The sequence below is a fragment of the Corallococcus llansteffanensis genome (assembly GCF_003612055.1).
Lineage (GTDB): Bacteria > Myxococcota > Myxococcia > Myxococcales > Myxococcaceae > Corallococcus > Corallococcus llansteffanensis.
The window spans coordinates 1-24,204 of record NZ_RAWB01000072.1 but is presented as its reverse complement, the minus strand read 5'-3'; the positions used below and the strand labels follow the sequence as shown (position 1 = coordinate 24,204).

Annotated in this window: 25 protein-coding genes; 17 read left to right on the top strand and 8 right to left on the bottom strand. The window is 70.8% G+C overall.

The features are described from left to right. Window positions 1-100: 100 nt before the first annotated feature. Both epsC and cysK read left to right on the top strand, forming a co-directional pair. Window positions 101-946 (top strand): serine O-acetyltransferase EpsC, encoded by an 846-nt coding sequence (gene epsC / locus D7V93_RS09510; protein WP_120643085.1) that lies wholly within the window; start codon window positions 101-103, stop codon window positions 944-946. A 39-nt stretch (window positions 947-985) separates the two neighbouring features. Next, entirely contained in the window at window positions 986-1,906 is a 921-nt protein-coding gene (cysK, locus tag D7V93_RS09505; RefSeq protein WP_120643084.1) for a cysteine synthase A, read from the top strand. A 30-nt stretch (window positions 1,907-1,936) separates the two neighbouring features. On the opposite strand, the gene D7V93_RS09500 is transcribed toward cysK, so the two are convergent. Next, on the bottom strand, window positions 1,937-3,076 hold the full coding sequence (locus D7V93_RS09500; protein WP_120643083.1) for an aminotransferase class V-fold PLP-dependent enzyme: 1,140 nt from the start codon (window positions 3,074-3,076) through the stop codon (window positions 1,937-1,939). A gap of 11 nt (window positions 3,077-3,087) precedes the next feature. Beyond that, a complete protein-coding gene (locus D7V93_RS09495; protein WP_120643082.1) occupies window positions 3,088-3,738 on the bottom strand; it encodes a hypothetical protein in 651 nt (216 codons plus the stop codon). A gap of 133 nt (window positions 3,739-3,871) precedes the next feature. Between D7V93_RS09495 and D7V93_RS09490 the strand changes: the two genes are divergently transcribed. Next, window positions 3,872-4,588 carry a TetR/AcrR family transcriptional regulator gene (locus D7V93_RS09490; RefSeq protein WP_120643081.1) on the top strand — a complete coding sequence of 239 codons (717 nt, stop codon included), beginning with the start codon at window positions 3,872-3,874 and terminating at the stop codon, window positions 4,586-4,588. On the opposite strand, the gene D7V93_RS09485 is transcribed toward D7V93_RS09490, so the two are convergent. Beyond that, window positions 4,547-5,521, bottom strand: a complete 975-nt coding sequence (locus tag D7V93_RS09485) for a LysR family transcriptional regulator (RefSeq protein WP_120643080.1) — start codon at window positions 5,519-5,521, stop codon at window positions 4,547-4,549. The two genes, D7V93_RS09490 and D7V93_RS09485, sit on opposite strands and share 42 nt — an antisense overlap. 60 nt (window positions 5,522-5,581) lie before the next feature. On the opposite strand from D7V93_RS09485, the gene D7V93_RS09480 reads away from it, so the two are divergent. The 7 genes from D7V93_RS09480 (at window position 5,582) to D7V93_RS09450 (ending at window position 12,883) form a co-directional block, all read left to right on the top strand. After that, window positions 5,582-6,820: an acyl-CoA dehydrogenase family protein gene (locus tag D7V93_RS09480; protein ID WP_120643079.1), complete on the top strand. Its 1,239-nt coding sequence runs from the start codon at window positions 5,582-5,584 to the stop codon at window positions 6,818-6,820. A gap of 3 nt (window positions 6,821-6,823) precedes the next feature. Further along, on the top strand, window positions 6,824-7,903 hold the full coding sequence (locus tag D7V93_RS09475) for a phosphotransferase family protein (protein WP_120643078.1): 1,080 nt from the start codon (window positions 6,824-6,826) through the stop codon (window positions 7,901-7,903). Next, a complete protein-coding gene (locus D7V93_RS09470; RefSeq protein ID WP_120643077.1) occupies window positions 7,903-8,595 on the top strand; it encodes a histidine phosphatase family protein in 693 nt (230 codons plus the stop codon). Before D7V93_RS09475 ends, D7V93_RS09470 begins: the two co-directional genes overlap by 1 nt. A 26-nt stretch (window positions 8,596-8,621) precedes the next feature. Beyond that, complete coding sequence (locus tag D7V93_RS09465; protein ID WP_120643076.1) at window positions 8,622-9,911, top strand: LamB/YcsF family protein; 1,290 nt, start codon at window positions 8,622-8,624, stop codon at window positions 9,909-9,911. After that, window positions 9,908-10,822 carry a 5-oxoprolinase subunit C family protein gene (locus D7V93_RS09460; protein WP_120643075.1) on the top strand — a complete coding sequence of 305 codons (915 nt, stop codon included), beginning with the start codon at window positions 9,908-9,910 and terminating at the stop codon, window positions 10,820-10,822. The genes D7V93_RS09465 and D7V93_RS09460 overlap by 4 nt, the downstream gene beginning before the upstream one ends. Window positions 10,823-10,826: 4 nt before the next feature. Next, on the top strand, window positions 10,827-12,200 hold the full coding sequence (locus D7V93_RS09455; protein ID WP_120643074.1) for a hypothetical protein: 1,374 nt from the start codon (window positions 10,827-10,829) through the stop codon (window positions 12,198-12,200). Window positions 12,201-12,295: 95 nt separating this feature from the next. Next, window positions 12,296-12,883, top strand: coding sequence for a hypothetical protein (locus tag D7V93_RS09450; RefSeq protein WP_120643073.1), 588 nt, complete (start codon window positions 12,296-12,298; stop codon window positions 12,881-12,883). A gap of 46 nt (window positions 12,884-12,929) precedes the next feature. On the opposite strand, the gene D7V93_RS09445 is transcribed toward D7V93_RS09450, so the two are convergent. Next, complete coding sequence (locus tag D7V93_RS09445; protein ID WP_244237204.1) at window positions 12,930-14,528, bottom strand: sigma 54-interacting transcriptional regulator; 1,599 nt, start codon at window positions 14,526-14,528, stop codon at window positions 12,930-12,932. Window positions 14,529-14,759: 231 nt separating this feature from the next. Here D7V93_RS09445 and D7V93_RS09440 point away from each other — a divergent pair, with 231 nt between their 5' ends. The 4 genes from D7V93_RS09440 (at window position 14,760) to D7V93_RS09425 (ending at window position 17,737) form a co-directional block, all read left to right on the top strand. After that, window positions 14,760-15,314: a peroxiredoxin gene (locus D7V93_RS09440; protein ID WP_120541718.1), complete on the top strand. Its 555-nt coding sequence runs from the start codon at window positions 14,760-14,762 to the stop codon at window positions 15,312-15,314. Window positions 15,315-15,320: 6 nt separating this feature from the next. Beyond that, window positions 15,321-15,848, top strand: coding sequence for a carboxymuconolactone decarboxylase family protein (locus D7V93_RS09435; protein ID WP_120613926.1), 528 nt, complete (start codon window positions 15,321-15,323; stop codon window positions 15,846-15,848). A 97-nt stretch (window positions 15,849-15,945) separates the two neighbouring features. Continuing rightward, window positions 15,946-16,428: a DNA starvation/stationary phase protection protein Dps gene (dps, locus tag D7V93_RS09430; RefSeq protein WP_120613927.1), complete on the top strand. Its 483-nt coding sequence runs from the start codon at window positions 15,946-15,948 to the stop codon at window positions 16,426-16,428. Window positions 16,429-16,468: 40 nt separating this feature from the next. Further along, a complete protein-coding gene (locus tag D7V93_RS09425; RefSeq protein ID WP_120643087.1) occupies window positions 16,469-17,737 on the top strand; it encodes a pyridoxal phosphate-dependent aminotransferase in 1,269 nt (422 codons plus the stop codon). 21 nt (window positions 17,738-17,758) lie between these two features. On the opposite strand, the gene D7V93_RS09420 is transcribed toward D7V93_RS09425, so the two are convergent. Then, a complete protein-coding gene (locus tag D7V93_RS09420; RefSeq protein ID WP_120643071.1) occupies window positions 17,759-18,448 on the bottom strand; it encodes an SIMPL domain-containing protein in 690 nt (229 codons plus the stop codon). An 80-nt stretch (window positions 18,449-18,528) separates the two neighbouring features. Here D7V93_RS09420 and D7V93_RS09415 point away from each other — a divergent pair, with 80 nt between their 5' ends. The 3 genes from D7V93_RS09415 to D7V93_RS09405 all read left to right on the top strand — a co-directional run bounded on the left by D7V93_RS09415 (window position 18,529) and on the right by D7V93_RS09405 (window position 21,209). Next, the gene (locus D7V93_RS09415) at window positions 18,529-19,779 is read left to right on the top strand and encodes an MFS transporter (protein ID WP_120643070.1); all 1,251 of its coding nucleotides are present in this window, start codon (window positions 18,529-18,531) and stop codon (window positions 19,777-19,779) included. A gap of 132 nt (window positions 19,780-19,911) precedes the next feature. Further along, entirely contained in the window at window positions 19,912-20,688 is a 777-nt protein-coding gene (locus D7V93_RS09410) for a hypothetical protein (protein WP_120643069.1), read from the top strand. A 161-nt stretch (window positions 20,689-20,849) separates the two neighbouring features. Continuing rightward, on the top strand, window positions 20,850-21,209 hold the full coding sequence (locus tag D7V93_RS09405) for a GFA family protein (RefSeq protein ID WP_120643068.1): 360 nt from the start codon (window positions 20,850-20,852) through the stop codon (window positions 21,207-21,209). Window positions 21,210-21,218: 9 nt separating this feature from the next. Here the strand turns inward: D7V93_RS09405 and D7V93_RS09400 are convergent, their stop codons facing one another. From D7V93_RS09400 to D7V93_RS09390, 3 genes are all read right to left on the bottom strand, one after another. Continuing rightward, window positions 21,219-21,911, bottom strand: coding sequence for a DNA-3-methyladenine glycosylase family protein (locus D7V93_RS09400; RefSeq protein WP_120643086.1), 693 nt, complete (start codon window positions 21,909-21,911; stop codon window positions 21,219-21,221). A 55-nt stretch (window positions 21,912-21,966) separates the two neighbouring features. Beyond that, window positions 21,967-22,455: a hemerythrin domain-containing protein gene (locus D7V93_RS09395; RefSeq protein WP_120643067.1), complete on the bottom strand. Its 489-nt coding sequence runs from the start codon at window positions 22,453-22,455 to the stop codon at window positions 21,967-21,969. 77 nt (window positions 22,456-22,532) lie between these two features. After that, window positions 22,533-24,047, bottom strand: coding sequence for an FAD-dependent oxidoreductase (locus D7V93_RS09390; protein WP_120643066.1), 1,515 nt, complete (start codon window positions 24,045-24,047; stop codon window positions 22,533-22,535). Window positions 24,048-24,204 lie beyond the last annotated feature (157 nt).

Here is a 24,204-nt window from a genome sequence, read left to right as displayed (position 1 = left end):
CCCCCGCCATGCCGCACCGCGCCCCGTCCCCTATGCGACCGGGCAGCCGCGACGTTTTTCCGCCCACGGCATCCACCACGGTATTGTGACGCAACGCCCCATGGACGATCCGAACGCCCGACTGGTTGCCACCCTGCTGGAGGCGCGGCAGCGCCACTGCTTCCCCCCGGACGTGCGCAAGGCGGCGCCGGAGTTCGTCGCCCAGGTGCTGGGCCTGCTCTTCCCCCACTTCGCGGAGCGGCTGGAGTGCAACGCCGCGGCGGTGCGCCGGGACGTCACCGCGGTGGAGGCGAACCTCCAGCGCATCCAGGGGCTGCTCGCGCCGCACTACCCCGTCACCGACGCGGACCTGTCCACGCGCTTCATGGCGGGCCTGCCGGACATCTACGACTGGCTCCAGCAGGACGCGCGCGCCATCTTCGAAGCCGACCCCGCGGCGCGCAGCGTGGACGAGGTGGTGCTCACCTACCCGGGCTTCTACGCCCTCGCCATCTACCGCGTGGCGCACTCGCTGCACCGGCTGGGCTTCCCGCTGCTGCCGCGCCTGCTCACCGAGTACGCCCACCAGCGCACCGGCGTGGACATCCACCCGGGGGCCACCATCGGCCGCAGGCTCGTCATCGACCACGGCACCGGCGTCGTCATCGGCGAGACGACGGTGATTGGCGACAACGTGAAGCTCTACCAGGGCGTCACGCTGGGCGCGCTGATGGTGGAGAAGGCCCTGGCGGACAAGAAGCGCCACCCCACCATCGAGGACGACGTGGTCGTGTACGCCAACGCCACCATCCTCGGCGGCGAGACGGTGGTGGGCAGGGGCAGCATCATCGCCGGCAACGCGTGGCTCATGCAGAGCGTGCCGGCACAGTCCGTCGTCACCCGGCGCAGCGAGGTGCGTCCGCGCCACGGCGACGAGGGGCTGGACGTCCTCGACTACCAGATTTGAGAACCCCCACGCAGTGACCTTCCCCGCACAGGAGACGCCATGAAAGTCGACAGCATCCTGCAGACCATTGGCAACACGCCGCACGTGCGCATCAACCGGCTGTACCCTTCGCGCGTCACGGTGCACCTGAAGCTGGAGCGCGCCAACCCGGGCGGCAGCATCAAGGACCGCATCGGCCTGGCGATGATTGAGGACGCGGAGAAGAAGGGCCTGCTCAAGAAGGACAGCGTCATCATCGAGCCCACCAGCGGCAACACCGGCATCGGCCTGGCCATGGTGGCCGCGGTGAAGGGCTACAAGCTCATCCTCGTGATGCCGGAGTCCATGAGCATCGAGCGCCGCCGCGTGCTCGCCGCCTACGGCGCCACCTTCGACCTGACGCCGCGCGCGCTGGGCATGAAGGGCGCCATCGCCCGCGCCACGGAGCTCGTCTCCCAGACGCCCAACGCGTGGATGCCGCAGCAGTTCGAGAACGAGTCCAACATCGCGGTCCACAAGCGCACCACCGCGCAGGAGATCCTCAACGACTTCCCGGACGGGCTGGACTACCTCATCACGGGCGTGGGCACCGGCGGCCACATCACCGGGTGCGCGGAGATCCTCAAGGCGAAGTGGCCGAAGCTGAAGGTGTTCGCGGTGGAGCCCGTGAAGTCGCCCGTCATCAGCGGCGGCGCCCCGGGCCCGCACCCCATCCAGGGCATCGGCGCGGGCTTCATCCCCAAGAACCTGCACACGGACATCCTCGACGGCACCATCCAGGTGGATGAGAAGGACGCCTTCGAGTTCGCCCGCCGCTCCGCGCGCGAGGAGGGCATCTTCGTGGGCCCCTCCTCCGGCGCGTCGCTGTCCGCGGTGAACCAGAAGCTCCCGGAGATGCCGGACGGCAGCCGCGTGCTCGCCTTCTGCTACGACACCGGCGAGCGCTACCTCTCCGTGGAGAACCTCTTCCCGGCGCAGTAGGGCCGGGACGGAAAGGTCCGGGTGAGCCTCTCACCCGGGCCGGTACGCGCGCACCAGCGCCACCAGCCGGTCCAGTTCCTCATCGGTGGTGTAGAAGTGCGGCGACAGGCGGATGCGCCCGCGCCGCACCGAGTGGGCCACCTTCTGCTCGGACAGGTAGGCGCTGAGGGCCCGCACCGCCGCTCCCGGCGGCAGGAAGGTGAGGATGCCCGCGCGCGCTTCCGGCGCGGGGCCCACCTCGCAGCCCAGGTCGCGCAGCCCCGCGTCCAGCCGGGCCACCCGGCCGCCAATGCGCGCGCCAATGGCGTCCATCCCCACCTCCAGCAGCAGCTCCAGCGCGGCGCCCAGCGCGTAGATGCCGGGGTACGCGGCGCTGCCCTCCTCGAACTTCGCCGCGTCCGGGCGCAGCTCGAAGTGCGAGCGGTTGAAGTTCCACGCGTCGGTGGTGCTCCGCCAGCCCACCAGCGCGGGCCGCACGCGCGGCAGCACGTCCTTCGCCACGTACAGCAGCCCGATGCCGGAGATGCCCAGCATCCACTTGTGGCTGTCCGCGCTGAGGAAGTGCACGCGGCTCTTCTTTACGTCCACCGGGATGCAGCCCACGCTCTGGATGCCGTCCACGCACAGGAGCACGCCCGAGCGCTCACACAGCGCCCCCAGCGCCTCCAGGTCCGTGCGGTGCCCGGAGGCGAACTGCACCGACGACACCGCCACCAGTCGCGTGCGCGGGGTGAGCGCCGCCGCCACCGCCTCCGGCGTCACGCCCCCGTCCGGCGCGGCAATCTCACGGACCTCCACGCCCCGGTCCTTCAGGTGCAGCCACGGGTAGACGTTGGAGGGGTACTCGATGCCCGTGGCGACGGCGACCTCGTCCCCGGGCTTCCAGTCCAACCCCTCGGCCACCAGCCCCAGCCCGTGGCTGGTGTTGCGCACGAAGGCGATCTCCTCCGGTGACGCGCCGATGATGCGCGCGGCCAGCCCCCGCACATGCTCGCAGTGGGCCTCCCAGCCGCGCTCGTGGAGGATGCCGTGGTGCACCAGGTCATCCATCCACCCCTTCACCGCGGTGGCCGCGCGCAGGCTGGTGGGCGCGACGCCCGCGTGGTTGAGGTAGAGCTGTTCACCGAGGACGGGGAACTCGGCGCGGTAGGACTCGAACGGGCGGCTCATGGCCGCGGAGCCTACAGGACGACGAGCAGGCCGAGCGACGCCGTGGGGTACACGGTGCGCAGGCCCAGGTTGCCCGTGCCCACCTGGAGCTCACGCACGTCGGTGAAGGTGAAGCCCGGACCCGCGCGCGCCGACAGGCCCACGCGCCCGGAGCCCGGCCGCCACATCAGGCCCAGCGACGGCTCCACGAACGCTGTCGTCGTGTAGTCCTTGGTGGCGGGCGACGCGACGGTGGCCCGCGCGACAAACTCCTCCATGCCCACCGCCAGCCCCAGGAACGGACGCACCGTGCCGTCCGCCAGGAAGGCCAGCGTGTAGCGGCCGTCCACGCCCACGCCGAAGTTCAGCTTCACGTCGCCGCCCTGCACGCCGGTGAAGCGCGCCTTCGCGCCCAGCGACCGGTTCCACGAACCCGCGCGCCCCAGCAGACCGAACGCCAGCCGCGAGTCGCGCGACGGCGCCACCTCCGCGCGGATCCCGTACAGCGAGCCGTCCAGCGCGGGCGGCGTCAGCTCCAGCAGGAACGCCCCGCGCCGCTGCTGCTCCTGCCCCGTCGACGTGCGGCCCACGTCCTGGGCCAGCGCCGGCACCGACAGCAACGACACACCCACCGCCACCGCCGCCTTCACCCACTGCATCGACCGCCTGGACTCCGCTCGCATGGACCGTCTCCTTCGGTTTAGCCGGACGACTAATTTAGTTACACGACTAACTAAGACCGGTGACGCAAGTTGTCAAGCCGTCGGCTGGAGGTCCGCTCTTGCGGGGTGGGAGGTGGTGCCCTATGGGTCTGGGATGCCTCCCACCCGCCGTGGCAAGCACGCCGCCCCCGCCGCACCGGAGCCCGACGCCCGGGCGCGCCTCATCGCCGCGGGCCACCGCGTCCTCGCGGAGCGCGGCTACGACGCCACGACGGTGAAGGAGGTGGCGCGCGAGGCGGGGGTGAACCAGGGGCTGGTGCACTACTACTTCGGCAGCAAGGACGCGCTGCTGCTGGCCGTCACGCAGGAGGCCAGCCGCCAGTACATGTCCGAATTGGAGCGGCTGCGCGCCCAGACGCCCGTGGAGCAGCTGGCGGAGGTCGCCTTCTCCTGGGGCGAGAAGCTGGTGAAGGAGGCGCCGGAGAGCTGCCGGCTGCGCTACGAGCTGTTCGCGCTGGGCCTGCGCAACCGCGAATTGACGCCCGCCGTCGCGCAGCTCTTGAGCCAGGGCGACAGCGAGATTGCCCGCACCGTGGCGCACGTGCGCACCGGCCCCGGCGCGGCCCCGGCGGCGGAGGACGCCCACTACGCCGTCATCATCAAGGCGTGCGTGGACGGGCTCGCGCTGCACCACCAGCTGGACAAGCACTTCGACCCGCTGCCGGTGTACGCGCTCCTGCGCCGCATCATCCTCGCGAGCATCGAGCCGCCCGCTCCGCCCCGTCCGCCTGCGCGCAAGCCCCGGGCCCAGGGACGGCGCGCGACGCCGTCACCGCGTGCGCGCAAGGCCCCGCGAACGCCCCGGCGCTGAGCACGGCTTCCGGGCGGGGCGCACCACCTCCCCGGTGAGCGCGAGCAGCTCCGCGCGCAGCCAGTGGCTCTTCGGGTCCTCGTCCACCTGCCGGTGCCAGTACAGGTGCAGGTCCACGGGCGGCAGCTTGAGCGGCATGGGCAACAGGTGATTGCCCAGGCCCGCGTTGAGTGCCTCCGCGTGGCGCCGGGGCATGGTGAGCAGCAGGTCCGAACCGGCGACGATGCGGCAGGCGGCCTCGTAGTGCTGACAGCGCACGGCCACGTCGCGCTGGTGGCCCAGGCGGCCCAGCACCAGGTCCTCGAAGGGCAGGCCGGTGCGCCGCGAGGAGACGGCGACGTGGCGCGCGGACAGGTACGTGGCGGAGGTCAGCTTGCGGCGCCGGGCCGCGACGACGCACAGCTCGTCCCGCAGCAATACAGCATGCCGCAGGTCCGGCCCGGTGGGCTGCGCCACGTCGATGGCCAGGTCCAGCCGCCCCGATGCGAGATCCCGCTCCAGCCGCGTGCGCTCCAGCCGCACGCTGGTGACGCGGGCCTCCGGTGCGCGGGTGCGCAGGCGCTCCACCCATGCGGGCAGCAGGGACGGCTCCAGCACGTCGTTCATCGCCAGCGCCACGTGGAGCACGTCGCGCGCGGGCTCGAAGTGCCGGGTGCGGTGCACCGCCTGCTGGAGCAGCGCGAGCGCGTCGCGGATGCCCGGGGCCAGCCGCTCGGCCAGCGCCGTGGGGGCCACGCCCCTGCCCTCCCGGACGAAGAGCGGCTCGCCCCACTGCTCACGCAGCCGGGACAGCGCGTGGCTCACGGCGGAGGGGCTCAGGAACAGCACGTCCGCGGCACGCGCCAGGTTGCGCTCGCGAAAGACCACGTCGAACACGCGGAAGAGGTTGAGGTCGGGCGCCGGGCGGGCCGCTGGATCCTGAACGGGGTTCATGACAACACATGACCAACATTCAGTGGCTTCATCAACCCGGCGGGGCGCAGGATGCCCCGCATGGACTTCCAGCCCTCCGCCAGGACGACCGAATACCTGGAGCGCGTGAAGCGCTTCATGACCGACCACATCGAGCCGGTGGAGGGCGCGTACATGCAGGCCCTGCACGGGATGGAGGCGGGTGGGGATTGGCGCCAGTGGAAGGTGCCGCCCGTGATGGTGGAGCTCAAGGCGCGCGCGAAGGCGGAGGGGCTGTGGAACCTCTTCCTCCCGGACGCGAAGCTGGGCGCGGGCCTGAGCACGCTGGAGTACGCGCCGCTCGCGGAACAGATGGGCCGCAGCTTCATGGCGCCCGAGGTCTTCAACTGCAGCGCCCCCGACACCGGCAACATGGAGGTGATCTGGCGCTACGGCTCCCCTGAACAACAGGAGCAGTGGTTGAAGCCGCTGCTCGCGGGCGACATCCGCTCCGTGTTCTGCATGACGGAGCCGGACGCCGCGTCGTCGGACGCCACCAACATGCAGGCCACCGCCGTGGTGGACGGCGACTCGGTGGTGCTCAACGGCAGGAAGTGGTGGTCCAGCGGCCTGGGACACCCGAACGCGAAGGTGGCCATCTTCATGGGCCGCACGCCGGGGACCGGCGCGGACCGCCACCACCAGCACTCCATGGTGCTGGTGCCCCTGGATGCGCCGGGCGTGGAGATCGTCCGCATGCTGCCGGTGTACGGCGACCACGACGCCCCGCATGGCCACGGCGAGGTGCACTTCCACGACGTGCGCCTGCCAATCTCCGCCCTCATCTCCGGGCCGGGCATGGGCTTTGAAATCGCGCAGGGCCGGCTGGGGCCGGGCCGCATCCACCACTGCATGCGGTGCATCGGCGCGGCGGAGCGCGCGCTGGAGCTGATGATCGACCGGGGCATGAATCGCACGGCGTTCGGCAAGCCGCTGCTGAACCTGGGCGGCAACCGCGAGCGCGTGGCGGAGGCGCGCATCGCCATCGACCAGGCCCGCCTGCTCACGCTGTACGCCGCGTGGAAGCTGGACGACGTGGGCGCGATGGGGGCGATGACGGAGATTTCGGCCATCAAGGTCGTGGCGCCCAACGTGCTCCAGCAGGTGGTGGATGACGCCATCCAGTTGCACGGCGGCGCGGGCGTTTCGCGCGACACGCCGCTCGCGGGCTTCTTCGCCCAGGCGCGCAGCCTGCGCATCGCGGACGGCCCGGACGAAGTGCACAAGGGCGTCATCACCCGCATCGAGCTCGCGAAGCGCGGCTTCTCCCGGGGGAGCTGATCCATGGTGACCCCGGTCTCCATTCCGCTGGACGAAGGCAAGGCCGTGCGCCCCGGCGAGGCGCTGGACGTGGCCGCCGTGGACGCTTGGCTGAAGGCGCAGGTGCCGTCGCTTGCGGGCACGCCGGAGGTCACCCAGTACACGGGCGGTGCCTCCAACTGGACCTACCGCCTCAAGTACGAGAACCGCGACCTCATCCTGCGCAGGCCGCCCGCGGGCACCAAGGCGAAGTCCGCGCACGACATGTCGCGCGAGTACACGGTGCAGCAGGCGCTCAAGCCCGCGTACCCGGTGGTGCCCACCATGGTGGGCCTGTGCCAGGACCCGGCCGTGCTGGGCGCGGAGTTCTACGTGATGGAGCGCATCCCCGGCCTCATCCCGCGCAAGCACCTGCCCCGGGGGCTGAACCTGGACAAGGCGCGCACGCGCCAGCTGTGTCTCAACGTCATCGACAAGCTCATCCAACTGCACGGCGTGGACGCGCAGGCCGTGGGGCTCACGTCGCTGGGCAAGGGGCCGGGCTATCCGCAGCGCCAGATTTCAGGCTGGTCCGACCGCTACGAGAAGGCGCGCACCTGGAACGTGCCCCGGATGAAGTACGTGCGCGACTGGCTCTCCGCGCACGTGCCGCAGGACATCGCCACGTGCGTCATCCACAACGACTGGCGCTTCGACAACGTGGTGCTCAAGCCGGAGGATCCCACGGAGGTCATCGGGGTGCTCGACTGGGAGATGGCCACGCTGGGCGATCCGCTGATGGACCTGGGCAACACGCTGGCCTACTGGGTCCACGCGGATGACAATCTGTTCCTGCGCTCCACGCGCCGGCAGCCCACGGACCTGCCCGGCATGCTGCGGCGCGAGGAGGTGGTGGCGTACTACCTGGAGCGCACCGGCCTGAAGCCCGCCAACTGGACCTTCTACGAGGTCTACGGCGTGTTCCGGCTCGCCGTCATCGTCCAGCAGATCTACTACCGCTATCACCACAAGCAGACGCGCAACCCGGCGTTCAAGAACTACTGGCTCATCGCGAACTACCTCGCGTTCCGCTGCCGCCAGCTCATCAAGAAGGCGGGCGGCTGATGGGCGTCATCTATCTGGTGCGGCACGGGCAGGCGTCCTTCGGCGCGGCGGACTACGACAAGCTGTCGGAACTAGGCGTGGAGCAGGCGCGCGTCCTGGGCGAGTCCCTGCGGTCACGCCTGCCTCGCGTGGACGTGGTGGTGACGGGCACGATGCTGCGCCACCGGGAGACGGCGGCCGCGTGCCTCCAGGCGCTCGGGGTGGAGGTGGAGCCCCGGCGGATGGCGGGCTTCGACGAGTTCGACCATGAGGAGGTCGTCGTGCGCCACATGCCGCGCTACGCGGACGCTGGCGTGCTGCGCGAGGAGCTGGCCACGACGAGGGATCCGCGCCGCGCGTTCCAGGAGCTGTTCACCCAGGCCGTCGCGCGCTGGGTCCAGGGCGGGCACGACGGCGAGTACAAGGAGTCCTGGGCCGGCTTCAAGGCGCGCTGCCTGGAGGCGATGAATGCGCTGGTCGCTACGCTGGGACCGTCGAAGACGGCGCTCGTGTTCACCTCCGGCGGCCCCATCACCGCCGTGAGTCAGGAGCTGCTGGGCATCCCGGATGAACATGCGTTCCGGACCAACTGGACGCTCGCCAACTGTGGAATGACGAAGGTCCTCTACAGCGAGCGGGGCCGGTATCTGTCCACGCTCAACGAGCACGGCCACTTCGAGGGCGAGCACCGGGCGCTCATCACCTACCGCTGAGGTGGGGGCTCGCGTAGCGTGGGCCCATGACGCGGTGCCTGCTCAACATCGACCTGGGGGAGCTGCCCGGGGAGGACGAACAGCTCTACGCGCTCGCGCACCTGGCCAACATCGCCTGCGGTGGGCACGCGGGCGACGCGGACTCCATGCGGCGGGCGCTGGAGTTGTGCGAGCGCCACGGCACCCTGGCGGGCGCGCACCCGTCCTACGCGGACCGCGAGGGCTTCGGGCGCAAGGCCCAGAACGTGTCACCGGAGGTGCTGCGCGCGCAGGTGGCGGAGCAGTGCGGGCAGCTCGTCGCGCTGGCCCGCGAGCGCGGCGTGCCGGTGCGGCATGCGAAGCCCCACGGCGCGCTGTACCACGCGGCCAACGCGTCCCCCGTACTCGCGAGGGCGGTGGTGGACGGCGTGGTGGAGGCGCTGGGGACGGAGGTCACCTTCGTGGGTCCCGGCACGGGCGCGCTGCGGGAGGCGGCTCGGGCCGCGGGGCTCGGGTACGCGCGCGAGGGCTTCGCGGACCGGGGCACGCTGCCAGACGGTTCGTTGATTCCACGAGGGCAGCCCGGCGCGGTGCTGACGGATGTGGCGAGGGCCCGGGAGAACACGGTGCGGCTGGCCACGGGCGGCGCGGTGGACACGCTGTGCGTGCACGGGGACACGCCCGGGGCGGTGACGCTGGCCCGCGAGGTGCGCGCGATGCTGGATGCGCTGGAGCGGCCTCCGGAGCCGCTGGGTGACAGCGCGCTGCGGCTGACGCTGCCGGAGGGCGTGGACCGCAGGCAGGCGCGCGAGGCCCTGTGCGCGCTGCCGGGCGTGCAGGACGCGGTCATCACGGAAGCCCATGCCTGCGTGTACTTCGACCCGGTGACGCCGCCCGAGGACGCCGGGCTCGTGCTGACGCGACTGCGTGTCACGCCCGTGTCCGTGTCGGAGCGTCCGCTGATCCGCATCCGTGTTCGCTACGACGGCGAGGACCTGCCGAAGGTGGCCGCGCATGCGGGCCTGTCGGTGGACGAGGTGGTGCGCCGTCACACGGCCCGCGAGTACACGGTGCGCTGCGTGGGGTTCCTGCCGGGCTTCGCGTACCTGGGAGAAGTGGATCCGAGCATCGCCTGTCCACGGCTGCCCACGCCGCGCACGCGGGTGCCGGCGCTCGCGGTGGGCATCGCGGGAGAGCGCACGGGCGTGTATCCGTTCGCATCACCGGGTGGATGGAACCTCGTGGGCACGGCCCTGGACTTCACCGCGTTCGACCCGACGCGCGGCGCGGTGATGCAGCTGGGCGACCGCGTGCGTTTCGAGCGGGAGGATGGATGACGGCCTGGGTGGAGGTGACGGGCCTCAACGCTCCCGTGACGGTGCAGGACGGTGGCCGTCCGGGACACATGCACCACGGCGTTCCGCCGGGCGGAGCGTGGGTGCCGGAGCTGCTGGCCGCGTCAAACCGCGCGGTGGGCAATGCCTTATACGCTGCGGCACTCGAAGCCCATGGCCGCCTGGAATTGCGCGCACACGGTCGAGACGTGCGCGTGTCCGTGGATGGCGCAGCCGCGCAGTTGCTCGCGGACGGAGCCACGCTCACCGTGCCCGCGCCCACGCGGTACGCCGTGCGCTATGTGGCCGTGGACGGCGCGCTGTCCGTGCCTGTAGTGCTGGGCGGACGCGGCACGCTCTGGGTGGCCCGCCTGGGCGGCTGGGAAGGCCGCCCCCTTCGCACCGGTGACCGTCTCCCGCTCGGAGCCCCGGGCACACCCCAGGAGCCCTCGGACGTGGACCTCGCGCGGCTCGCGCAGGCCCTGGATCCCGCCGCCCCCCTGCGGGTGCTCCTGGGCCCCGACACCGCGCGCTTCGGCGACGCGGCCGTGGCGGTGCTCCTGGACAGCACCTTCACCGTGTCGCCCGCCAGCGACCGCGTCGGGCAGCGGCTGGACGGCCCCCCCGTTCCGCACGGCGACGAGGGCGCGGGCACGTCCCGGCCCATGGTGCGCGGAGCCCTCCAGGTCACCCTCTCGGGTGCGCCCATCCTGCTGGGCCCGGACCATCCCACCACCGGGGGCTACCCGTTGATCGCCGCCCTCATCCGCGCGGACTGGGGCCGCCTGGGGGCGCGCCGCCCGGGCACGCCGGTGCGTTTCCTGGCCGTCTCCCTGGAGGATGCCCGCGACGCCTGGAGGACCCACCCCGCACGCTCCGTAGAAGCAACTTCAAAACCTTCTGGCCGATACTGAAAGCATGAGCCCCCCGAAAATCGGACCGCGCGCCGCCTCCACCCCCCGTCTGCCCGAGCCGGCCGTCCCGCCGCGCCCGCGCAACCAGGTGAAGCCCGAGCCGCGCAACCAGGGCACCTCCCTCTTCGAGTCGCCGAAGGCCCAGAAGAAGGCCCCGGTGGCACTGTCCACGCCCACCGCGGCCCCCCAGGGGAGCGGCCCGCGCCCCACGCCGGGCACCTACCCCACCGCCGCGGACGTGGCGAAGATCTCCGCGATGACGGACCCGGTGGAGCGCAACCTGGCCATCACCCAGGGCTACCACGACCTGTCCGACGCGATGGGGACGCTGCTGGGCAAGGAGAACGCCAACTGGTCCACCTTCGCCACCTGGGCCTCGAAGCAGGCCGGCGCGAGCATCCGCCAGGAGGACATGCCCAAGCTGTTCGTGGACGCCCTCAAGGGCGGCGGCGTCGTGGGCGAGGCCATGTCCAGGGTGGACGACGTGCTTCGCAAGCTGGGCCTGCCCACCCTGCCCCTGGGCGACATCGCCAAGGCGGGCTCGGACGCGCTCAACAACGTCAGCAAGGCCATCGCGGACGGCAACCAGTTCGTCTTCAAGGAGGTGGGCCACGAGTTCGCCCGCTTCGTGGAGACCTTCCAGGGTGACACCCAGCTCGACCCCGCCAAGCTCCAGAAGTACCTGGACGGCTTCGCCCAGGACAAGCCGCTCCTGAAGCAGGCCTTCGGCGACTACGCGCAGGCCATGTTCGAGAAGGACCCGAACAAGAAGGCCGAGCTGATGCTGCGGGCCAACGACACCGTGGGCCTGCACGAGCAGACCCAGCTCCAGTCCTACGTGGAGAAGGCGCTCAACTCGCCGGTGAAGGACGTCTTCCGCAACATCCTCGACAAGACCATCGAGGCGGGCGCCAACGCGCTGCCCTTCCCCGCCAACCTCGCCGCCAAGGCCGCCATCAAATCGGGCGTCGTGGACCTCGCCGTCAACCCGCTGGTCGACAAGCTGGCGGACGTGTTCCGCGGCATCGCCACCGAGCACATGATGAAGCTCGCGGTCCCCGGCGGTGCGCTGAAGCTGGGCAATGATCTGCCGCCGCCCCCGGGCATGGAGAAGACAATCTTCCCGCCCCACCTGCGCACGATTGAAGACCCCAAGCTGCGCGAGCTGCTCGGCCGCCTCGACTCCTCGCCCGACAGCCTCAAGGGCACGGCGGCCAAGGACTGGAGCAAGCTGGACCAGCGGATGAACTACATCGTGGACCTCTTCCGCACGCGCCAGGCGGATCCGCACCTGTTCGACCAGCCCTTCGGCAAGGAGGCCCACTACCCCGTGGCGCCCCCCGCGCCGAAGCAGGCCCCCGCACCCGCCGTGTCGTAGGCCCGGGGAGTACATGCCGGGGGAGTCGAGGCCCTTGAATGCGCGACGTGCTGCCCCGTCCATCAGGGCAGACACGCTCTTCAGGAGACTCCCCCATGGCGAAGTGGCTGCTGGCAACGATGGCGCTGTCCCTCCCGGTCCTGGCCCACGCAGGTGACTTCCGCAAGCCGTCCGAGCCGAGGCAGGACCGGCAGGAGCTGCGGCAGGACGCCCGCGAAGGCCGCGATGATCACCACGACCTGCGGCAGGTGGAGTCGCTGCTCGCCCGGTACGACTCGGCCCGTGGACGCTACGCGCGCCGCGACCTGATGCAGGTGGAGCAGGACCTGCGCGGCTACGTGGCGGCGGAGCTCAACGAGTCCCACCGCGAGCTGGCCCAGGACAAGCGCGAGGTGCGCAACAGCACCCGCGAGGTGCGCCACGACGGCTACCGCGGGGACGACCGTCAGGACCGCCGCGACGACGTGCGCGACGCCCGCCAGGAGTCCCGCGCCCTGCGCGAGACGCGCTCCATCGCCCAGCAGTTGAATGGCCTCTACGGCCGCATGGACAGCGGCAGCGTCCAGCGCAAGCGCATGCTGCTGGCGGACCTGGTCCAGCTGGCGCGCACCGAACAGGCGCAGAACCGCCAGGAAATGCGCGAGGACCGCCGCGAGGCCCGCGAGGACAGCCGTTGGTACTGAGGCCACGGGGGACGACGGGAAGGGGCCCGGAAGACGGCCCCGCCCGTCACGCCTCCTCGGCGGTCGTGAAGCCCTCCACCCGCGCGATGCCCAGCTTCTTCATCCGGCTCTGCAAGGTGGACGGCTTGAGCCCCAGCAGCGCCGCCGCTCCGCCCTCGCCGTAGACGCGGCCCCGGGTGAGCGTCAGCACCCGCAGGATGTGCTCGCGCTGCACCGCCGCCAGCGTCGCCACCGGCTCCCCGGCAGGCAGCGGCGCCGGGGCCTCCACTGAACCCGTCGGCGCGCCCGTGGGAGCACGCCCCACCGGCAGGTCGAACGACTGCGCCGACAGCTCCTGGCCGCTCGTCAGGATGGTGGCGCGCTCCAGCGCGTTCGCCAGCTCGCGCAGGTTGCCCGGCCAGTCATACGTCGCCAGCCGCGCCAGCCCCGACGCCGTCACCCGCATGCCCCTCCGGCCGATTCTCCGCGCCTGCTCCTCCAGGAGGAACACGGTGAGCTGCGGCAGGTCCTCGCGCCGCTCTCGCAACGGCGGCAGCCGCAGCGGGAACACGCTCAGGCGGTAGAAGAGGTCCTCGCGGAAGCGCTTCTGCGCGATGGCCTGGTGCAGGTCCACGTGCGTGGCCGCGAGGATGCGCACGTCAGCCTTCACCGTCTTGTCGCTGCCCACCGGCTCGAAGGCCTTCTCCTGGAGCGCGCGCAAGAGCTTCGCCTGCAGCTCCACCGGCAGCTCGCCAATCTCATCCAGCAGCAGCGTGCCCCCGTTCGCCATCTGGAAGCGGCCCGCCCGGTCGCGGTTCGCCCCGGTGAAGGCGCCCTTCACGTGGCCGAACAGCTCGCTCTCCAGGAGGCCCGCCGGGATCGCCGCGCAGTTGAGCGACACGAAGGGCTGGTCCCCGCGCGAGCTCCAGCGGTGGATGGCCCGCGCCAGCCGCTCCTTGCCCGTGCCCGTCTCACCTGTGATCAGCACCGGCGTGTCCGTCTCCGCCACCTGCCGCGCCCGCCGGGACAGGTCCCGCATCACCGGGCTCAGCGACGACTCCAGGATGCCCTCCGAGTCCCCGCCCAGCTGCGACTCCAGGAGCTTCGCGTGCTCGTGGTCCTGGCGGTGCAGCCGCTCCGCCACGCCCCGCTGTTCGGCGCCCTGGAGCGCCGTGGCCAGCATCTGCCCGTACACCTCCACCAGGTCCACCACCGGCTGCGCGTACGCGACGCACTCCGCGCGGTCCAACGTCAGCACGCCGTAGCAGCGCTCCCCCGCGCACAGCGGCACCACCATGCACGAGTGCCCCGCGGGCAGGTCCAGCACCCCGTCGAACGGGTCGCCGTCCCCGTGCGCGTGGTCCTCTTCCGTGAACGCCCGCGCGCGGCGCGTCTCCAGCGCCTGACGCAAGGACGGGAAGTCCGACAGCTGCAGCGAGTGGTGGCGCACGGCCTGATTGGCCAGGGGACCCCGCGCCGCCACCGCCTCCAGCTTCCCCTCCTTGAGGAGGAAGAGCGTGGCCAGGTCGAAGGGCACCACGCGCGTCAGCCAGTCCAATCCTCGACGGAGCAGCTCCCCCACCCCCTCTTCAGTGGTTGCCAGCTCGACCAGCTCCCGAGCATCCTGCGTCACTTCCGGGTGGCGCCCCATCAGTTCATCCGGCATGTGTTACCGATAATAGCGGCCCACCGAAATTGCAGTGGCGACAGGCACCGGGATTTCGTTATTCACCGTCCCGGCAGCACCGCCCCGCCGGTGCTGATGACGGGGCTCGAAGCAAACCCCTGGAATCACAGCAGTCGAAGCACTGGCACGGTAGCTGCTATACCCCGTAGCAACCACAACCTCTGGGGTGGACCACGATGGCCCGCCCCCCATCCCAAGGAGTCGAATCCCATGCTGACCGTCGGCGACAAGCTTCCGAACTTCAAGCTGAAGGGCACCGTGAGCCTGGAGAAGAACAAGGAGTTCCAGGACATCACGAACGAGACCTACAAGGGCAAGTGGACCGTCCTGTTCGCGTGGCCGAAGGACTTCACGTTCATCTGCCCCACGGAGATCGCGGAGTTCGGCAAGCACAACAAGGACTTCAACGACCGCGACGCGGTGGTGCTGGGTCTGTCCACCGACAGCGAGTTCGTGCACCACGCGTGGCGCACGCACCACCCGGACCTGAAGAACCTGCCCTTCCCGATGCTGGCGGACATCAAGCGTGAGCTGTCCGGCGCGCTGGGCATCCTCCACAAGGAGGAGGGCGTGGCCCTGCGCGCCACGTTCATCGCGGACCCCGAGGGCATCATCCGCCACGTGTCCGTGAACGACCTGTCCGTGGGCCGCAACGTCAAGGAGACCGTCCGCACGCTGGACGCGCTCCAGACGGACGAGCTGTGCCCGTGCAACTGGCAGAAGGGTGAGGAGACGCTCACCACGAAGCTGCAGAAGGCGGGGTAACCCACCATGGCCTCGCTCGAAGTCGTCCGCAGCGAACTCGCGGACGCCCACAAGGACACCCGCCTCAACCTCTCCGCCGTCCTGGAGAGCACGAGCCTCACCCCCGAGCAGCGCTGGGGCGTGGCCGTGGCATGCGCCTTCGCCGCCCGGAACGACCGGCTGAAGGAGGCCATGCTGAACGAGGCGAAGACGGCGCTGGGTGAGAAGTCCGGGCCGGTCATCGAGGACGCGCGTGCGGCGGCCTCGCTGATGGCGATGAACAACGTCTTCTATCGGTTCCGTCACATGGTCGGGAAGGAGTCGTACGCGACCAAGCGGGCGGGACTGCGGATGAACCGGCTCGCGCAGGTGCTGACGAACAAGGTGGACTTCGAGCTGGTCTGCCTCGCGGTCAGCGCCATCAACGGCTGCGAGATGTGCATCCAGTCTCACGAGAAGGTCGTGCTGGACGGCGGCCTGACCGAGGACCACGTCCACGACGCGGTCCGCATCGCAAGCGTCATCCACGCGGCGGCGGTAGGCCTGGAGTCCTAAAGCCTGCTTCCGACTTGAAATGGCGCCTCGCGCCCTCCGGTGGAAACACCGGGGGGCGCTTTTTTTCCAACCCTCTTCCCAAGAAGGAGCGCTTCCCATGGCCCTCTACAAGAGCCCCAGTCCCCTCTCCGAGCAGGCCCGCACGGCCATCAACGCCACCCTCAACGAGCGGCTGTCGGACGGGTTGGACCTGCACTCGCAGATCAAGGTCGCCCACTGGAACATCAAGGGCCCGCAGTTCGCCGCGCTGCACCCGCTGTTCGAGACCTTCGCGGTGAGCCTCGCCAACCACAACGACTCCATCGCGGAGCGCGCGGTGACGCTGGGCGGCCGGGCGTACGGCACCAGCCGCCACGTGGGCACGCACAGCCGCCTGCCCGAGTACCCGCAGGAGACGTCGCGCGACCTGGAGCACGTGAAGCTGCTGGCCGAGCGCATCGAGGTCTACCTGGCCGGCCTGCGCGACAGCCGCAAGCAGGTGGAGTCGCACCAGGACACGGACACGGTGGACCTGTTCACCGGCATCATCACCGAGTTCGAGAAGCACGCCTGGTTCCTGCGCGCGTCGCTGGAAGGCTGAAAGGCTGCACCGAAGCGGGGGGCGCGCTAGCGTGCCCCCCGTGAGCGACAGCATCCCCCTGCACGCGTTTCGCACCGTGCCCCGCACGGGCGTCATCTTCGTCACCGCCGAGGCCACCCGCCGCGGCTACCGTCCCGGCGACCCGGACTGGTGCAACCTGGGCCAGGGTCAGCCGGAGACGGGCGACCTGCCCGGAGCCCCGCCCCGCGTGGGCCAGGTGACGGTGGACATGGCGGACCAGGAGTACGCCCCCGTCGCGGGCCTGTGGGAGCTGCGCGAGGCCATCGCCAGCCTCTACAACCGCCTCTACCGCAAGGGGATGCCCAGTCAGTACAGCGCGGAGAACGTGAGCCTGTCCGGCGGAGGCCGCGCGGCCCTCACCCGCGCCGCGGCGAGCCTGGGAAGCGTGAACCTGGGCCACTTCCTGCCCGACTACACCGCCTATGAGGAGCTGCTGGACGTCTTCAAGGCGTTCACCGCCATCCCCATCCTGCTGGAGGGCGAGCGCGGCTACGCCTTCACGCACGACGACCTGCGCCGGGAGATCCAGGGACGCGGCCTGTCCGCGCTGCTCTTCTCCAACCCGTGCAACCCCACCGGCAAGCTGGTGCAGGGGGAGGAGCTGGCGCGGTGGGTGGGCGTCGCGCGCGAGCTGGAGTGCACGCTGCTCATCGACGAGTTCTATTCGCACTACATCTGGACGGGCCGCCCGGGCGTGCTCCCGGTGGAGAGCGCCGCGCGGTACGTGGAGGACGTGAACCGCGACCCGGTGGTGCTCTTCGACGGGCTCACCAAGAACTGGCGCTACCCGGGCTGGCGCATGACGTGGACGGTGGGGCCCAAGCAGGTCATCGACACGGTGGCGAGCGCGGGCAGCTTCCTCGACGGCGGCGGCAGCCGGCCCCTCCAGCGCGCGGCCATTCCGCTGCTCCAGGAGGACACGGTGGTGGCGGAGACGCGCGCCATCCACTCCACCTTCCGGGAGAAGCGAGACAGGTTCCACTCGCGGCTGGAGCGGCTGGGCATCCGCACGGACCGGGCGCCGGACGGGACGTTCTACGTCTGGGGCAACCTGTCCGGGCTGCCCGCGCCGCTCAACGACGGCATGGCCTTCTTCCGCGCCGCGCTGGAGCACAAGGTCATCACCGTGCCCGGTGAGTTCTTCGACGTGAACCCCGGCAAGCGCCGCGCGCGGGCCTCGCGCTTCCGCAGCTACGTGCGCCTGTCCTTCGGCCCGTCGTGGGAGACGCTGGAGAAGGCGCTGCAACGGCTGGAGGCGCTCGTCCTGAAGCACACGCCCGCCCCCTGAGGGACGACGCTCCGGCCCCGGTCAGGACTCCGGGGCCGGCGCCGTGCGGAACTCCGCCGTGGCCATCACGTGCACCTTCTTGCGGTGCGACACGGTGAAGCCCAGCGACGCGCGGACCTTGCCGTAGCCGGCGGAAGAGGTCACGGGCACCACGTCCTCGCCGCCGCCCCCGTAGCCGCCGCGGCCCGGGTTGAAGGGCAGCGACTCCGACGTCCGCTCGGTGAAGCGGTGCAGCCCTGCGAGCTTCACGCCCAGCCCGGCCGCCACCCGGCGCGCCTTCTTCACCGACTCCCCGGCCAGCGCTTCAATCCACTCCTGACGCGCCGCCAGCTCCCGCGCATAGCCCCACCTCAGCTCGCGCAGCGTCGCCTGCTTCAGGGTGGTGCAGGCCGCGAGCACGTCCCCCACCCGCTCCAGCTGATCCAACCGGATGCGCACCGTGTACGTCGCGGAGGAGGAGCGCGAGAGCAGCCCTTCGCTCGTCTCCGCCTGCACCGCCTGGAGCGTGAACGCCGTCCGGGGCACGCCCAGGTCCTCCAGGCCGCGCACCAGCGCCGCCACCTCCTTCGCGTTGGTGAGGGCCGCGGCGCCGGTGAAGAACGCCGACGCCTTCACCTCCACCACCGCGTCCACGTGGTCCGCCTCCAGCTCGTGGTCGGCGGACAGCTCCACGACGATGATTCCCGACTCGGTCCCAGCCTGCTCCGGCATGTGCCCCTCTTCGTCCAGTCCCCACGCGGTGGGAAGCCCGGGAGTATAGGCCCTCGGCTCGCCTATGCTCGGCCGCGACCATGCGACGCTTCCCGTCCCGGCTGTGGCTGTTGTGCGCGCTCTACTTCGTGCAGGGGCTGCCGTTCGGCTTCCAGGTGACGGCGCTGCCCGTCTACCTGCGCACGCGCGGCGTCTCGCTGGCCGCGCTGGGGTTCGCGGGCGCGCTGTCGCTGCCGTGGATGCTCAAGGCCCTGTGGGCCCCGCTGGTGGACCGCTACGGCTCCGCGCGCGTGGGCCGGCGCCGCTCGTGGATCTTGCCCATGCAGGCGGGGCTCGCCATCGCGTGCGCGGGCGCCGCGCTGGCCGCGGACCGGGACTCGCTGCCGCTGCTCCTGGGCCTCATCTTCGTGATGAACCTCTTCGCCGCCACCCAGGACATCGCGGTGGACGGCTTCGCGGTGGACCTGCTGCGTCCGGAGGAGCTGGGCCTGGGCAACACCGCGCAGGTCGTGGGCTACAAGCTGGGGATGCTCACCGGAGGCGGGCTGCTCGTGTGGGCCAGCTCGCGCATCGGCTGGTCGGGCCTGTTCTGGGTGATGTCCGCGCTGTGCCTCTCGGTCTTCACGCTCGTCCTCTTCGTGCGCGAGCCGCCCCCTCGGGAGGAGGAGGAAGGCCCGGACGCGCCGAAGCTGGACTGGGCCCAGCTCTTCTCCCGGCTCAAGGCCGCGCTCACCGTGCCGGGCACCGGGTGGCTGCTGCTCTTCATCGGCACGTACAAGCTGGGCGAGACGATGTCCGACGTCCTCTACAAGCCCTTCCTCGTGGACGCCGGCTACACACCCGCGCAGATCGGCCTGTGGGTGGGCACGTGGGGCACCGCCGCGTCGCTCCTCGGGTCCACCTGTGGCGGGCTGCTCGCCGCGCGGCTGCCCCTGCTGCGCGCGGTGGCCCTCACCGGCGCGCTGCGCCTGATCCCGCTCGCCGGCCGCTGGGTGCTCACGCAGGTGGGCGTCAGCGACGCGGGCGTGCTGGGCGTCACCCTCACCGAGGAGCTCTTCGGCGGCGCGCTCACCACCGTGATGTTCGCCTTCATGATGTCGCGCACCGACCGCCGCATCGGCGCCACGCACTACACGCTGCTGGCCAGCATGGAGGTCGCGGGCAAGGCGCCCGCCGGGCCGCTGGCGGGGCTGCTCGCGGATCCGAAGTTCGGCAACTGGGGCTACACGAACGTGTTCCTCCTGGGCGTCGCGCTGTCCGCCGCGTTCCTCGTGCTGCTCGCGCCGCTGCGCCGCCGGGCCCCCGCGCCCACCCCGCAGTCCGTGGCGTGAAACATTCCACGAGGAACGTCACAGGAACCTCACGCGGGACATGTCAGCCGACCGTGGTACTTGCCACCCCGTCGTCCGCATTCCCCCCGAACGCGGGGCGGGCCTCCCGCCTCCGCGAATGAAGAGGTTCCCATGATGTCCCAGTCGATGAAGTCGATGGTGGGCGGGCTCGTCCTGCTCACGGCGCCGGCGGCCTTCGCCACGTCCACCACCAGCATCCCCGCCTTCGAGGCGAGCGTCACCACCGCGCGCGGCACCACCAGCCCGGGCGGCGCCACCATCGTCCGCGCGGAGATCCGCACCGCGCTCAACGCGTTCCTCAACGACACCGGCGGCCCCACGGGCGTGGACAGCGCCGAGCGCACCTACCTCACCACGCGCCTCAACGACACGCCCTTCCAGCAGTCGCTGACGGGCACCGCGGCGAAGTACTACGCGGACTTCTACGAGCTGAACGACGCGAACACGGTGGCCGCGCCCCTGTACCTGAGCCCCGTCTCCGGCACCGCCGCGTCGCTGTACGGCGCCACCGGCCCGCTGGCGAACTCCTCGCGGATCCAGGAGGGCTACATCGCCAACGGGGCGGGCGTCGCGAACCAGGCCACCCTGGGCTACGCGTTCAGCTCCTACTTCGGCCCGCAGAGCGGCATCTTCGAGCCCATCACGGTGAAGGAGCTCATCGAGCGGCTCAGCGGCACCACCGTCGCCGGCACCCCGTCCGTGGACGAGGTGGAGGGTGCCACGGCCTTCATCACCGCCATCTCGCGCAACAGCAACCGCCTCTATGTCTCCGGCTGGAGCTGCCGTGGCTGCGGCGCGCCGGGCTGGACGGGCGGCTACGTCATCGCCGCGGTGAGCACCGACCGTCGCTTCGTGCGCATGGTCTCCGTGATGACCGCCTCTGACTGATCCAACGCCCTGACGCACCGCCGCAAAGAGCGCTCCGGGGGCCGCGTGCTCCCGGAGTCGCTTGCAGTCCCCGCCGCCTCCATTCATTGATGCGCCACGGTCCGGGTGGGCGGAGCGCACGCTCCGGCCCGGGCTTCACGACCCCCTGGAGGAGAAGAGTCATGGCGGAGATGAAGACGTACGCGGGTGCATGCCACTGTGGACAGGTCCAGTACGAGGCGCAGACGGACCTGGCGCAGGTCGTCAGCTGCAACTGTTCCATCTGTTCCAAGCGCGGCCTGCTGCTGACGTTCGTGCCGCCCGAGCAGTTCAAGCCCGTCGCTGGCGTGGATAGCCAGAAGCTCTACCAGTTCAACAAGAAGGTCATCGACCACCTGTTCTGTCCCACGTGCGGCGTGGAGTCCTACGGCACCGGCAAGGGCCCGGATGGCAAGCAGATGTATGCCATCAACGTGCGCTGCCTGGACGGCGTGGACGTCTCCACCCTCACGCCGATGCCGTTCAACGGCCGGGACAGGTAGCGCCGGACGTCAGGCGTCCTGGGACTGGGGCGGCGTGAACGTGCCCACGGGCAGGTCCGCCGCCCGCCACAGGTACCAGCTCACCACCGTGCGGAACGGGCGCCAGCGCTCGCCGTGCGCGAGGAGCGCCTTGGGCTTGGGCATCTCCTTCAGGCCGTTGGCGACCATGAAGCCCTTGCGCACGCCGTAGTCGTCCACGGGCAGGATGTCCGGCCGGCCCAGGCGGAAGATGAGCAGCATCTCCACCGTCCACGGGCCAATGCCCCGCACCTGGGTGAGGTGCTCCACGAGGTCCGCGTCGGACATGCGCCGCACGCGGGCCAGCGGCGGCACCGTGCCGTCCACCGTCTTGCGCGCCAGGTCCTGCAACGCGAGCAGCTTGTTGGCGGACAGCCCCGCCTCGCGCAGCGTCGTGTCCGGGAGCGCGAGCAGCTTCTCCGGCGTGAAGCCCCGGCCCTGCCCCACGCGCTCGCACACCCGCCCGAAGATGGTCGCCGCCGCGCGGCCGTGGAGCTGCTGGTAGACGATGGAGTGCGCCAGCGCCTCGAAGGGGCTGTGCAGCGGCTGCCGCTCCATGCGGAAGGGGCCCACCGTCTTGAAGAGGGGGGCCAGCGCCGGGTCGGCGCGCAGGAGGGCGCGCCGCACGGCGGGCGTGTACGCATCAGGGAGTTGCGGGAGGGACGGAGCGGGTGCGCGCGGCATGGGCCGCATGCTGCCCGGCCCTACGCCACGCGCAACCCCGTTTCCTGTCGCCGAACTAGATGGGCGCGGCGCGCTCCGTCTCCTCGGGCACGTCCATGCGCGGCTCGCCTTCCATCAGCGTGTCGAACTCCTCCTCCATCTGGATGCCCAGGTCCTCCAGCTGCTCCTTGCTCAGCAGCTTGCGCGCGGACTTGAAGAGCTCCTTCTCCTCCTCCTCGACGTGGTGCTCCACGTTCTCCTGGAGGACCTTCATCTTCGCGTCGAACTCCTCGTCGGACGCATCCATGGAGATGAGGTCCGCGATGAGGCGCTTGACGACGAGGTGCTCTTCCACCGCCTCGCGCAGGTCGTCCTCGGTGTCCTCCTTCTTGAGCGCCGGATAGAAGTACAGCTCTTCAATCTTCGCGTGCGCCCCGAGCCGGTCCGCGATCTGCTCGAAGAATTCCTGGCGCTCCTCGTCGGCGTGATCCGCCAGCTTCTCGTACTTCTTGAACAGCTTGGAGACCTCTTCGTGCTGCTGCTTGAGGAGTTCCAACGCGTGCATGTCGCCTCCAGGTGCGATGTAGGTGCTGATAGATGGGGGCGGATCCACCCGAAGGGAAGCCCACCCGCTCGCACTTCTCACTTCACTGGCAACTTCCGTGACTCCAGGTCCTTCACCGCGGGGCCGTTGAGCACCCGACCGGTGGGGCTGAAGCGGCCGCCGTGGCACGGGCAGTCCCAGGAGCGCTCCGCGTTGTTCCAGTGCACGTGGCAGCCCAGGTGCGTGCACACCGGGGACACGGCGTGCGCGGTGCCGTCCTCCTCGCGGTAGACGGCCACCTTGCGGCCCTCCACCTCCAGAATCCTTCCCTCGCCCGGCGCGACGTCCGCCAGGTGGTGGCCGTCCGGCTTCGCCAGCCGGTCCGCGACGAAGCGGAAGGCCACGTCCGCGTTCTCCTGGAGGAAGTCCTTCGCGCCCGCCCTGGGCTTCACGCGACCCGCGTCGTAGAGCGCGGCGTAGGGGTTCTCGTTGCCGAGGATGAGGTCCGACAGCAGCATGCCCGCCAGCGTCCCGAACGTCATGCCCGTGCCGGAGAAGCCCGTGGCCACGTACACGTGGCGGCTGCCCACGTTGCGGCCGATATAGGGCAGCCCGTCCGCGGGCTCGATGACCTGGCCCGACCAGCGGTGGGTGATGTCCTTCACGGGCAGGTGCTTGCGCGTGTAGTCCTCCAGCGCGGCGAAGCACGAGGCTGTGTCCTCCTCCGCGCCGACCTTGTGGTCCTCACCGCCCACGATGGCGTACGGCACGCCGTCCACCTGCTGCGTGCGGATGTAGTGATAGGGGTCGCGGCTGTCGTAGTACTGGCCCGGCTCCAGCGGCCCCGTCAGCGGACCCGCCACCGCGTAGGTGCGGTAGGGGTAGAGCTTGGTGTGCATGGCCACGCGGTTGAGCGGCGTGGTGGTGGCCTCCACCACGGTCTGCGCGGTGACGGTGCCGTGCTCGGTGACGACGCGGCAGGGTGTGCCGTCGAACAGGTCCACCACCTTCGTGTTCTCGAAGACGTGACAGCCGTCACCGGGGATGCGGTCCGCGAGCCCGAGCAGGTACTCGCGCGGGTGGAACAGCGCCTGGTCCTCCACGCGCAGCGCGCCCTTCACCGGGAACGGCAGGGGCACGTCCTTGGTGAACGAGGCCAACAGCCCCACCTGCCGCGCGGCGGACACCTCCAGCAGCAGCTCGCGCAGCTCGCGTTCGGTCTCCGCGTACCGGAACCCCGGCACCCGCGTGAAGCCGCACCGGATGGAGAGCGACTCCACCAGCGAGGCAATCTGTTCGATGGCGGCCCGCACGGAGGACGCGGCCAGGTGGGCGCCCTTGTCGCCGAAGTCCTGGAGGAGCGTGGTGTAGGGCGTGTCCAGCAGCTCCGTGAGGTGCGCCGTGGTCTGCCCCGTCTGGCCGGAGAGGATGCGGTGCATCTCCAGCACCGCCACCTTCTTGCCGGCGCGCTTGAGCAGCCAGGCTGTCGTCAGCCCCGCCATGCCACCGCCGATGATGGCCACGTCCACGGCGAGGTCGCCGGGCAGGCGGGGGAAGTCCCGGGGTGGGGTCGTCACCGTCCAGAGGGATTTGTGGAGGCGCTCGTCAGTCATGGCTCAAGGCTAGGAATGGGCCCCTCCGGGCATAAGCCGGGCGGGCGCCGACGGACCCGGGCGCTGCCCGGCTGCCTGCCCAGCATGGGGTGTGCGCGACCCAACAGAGCGTGGGTCCGGGTGTTGGCAAGTCAGGGGCCGGGGACAGGAGGGGCTG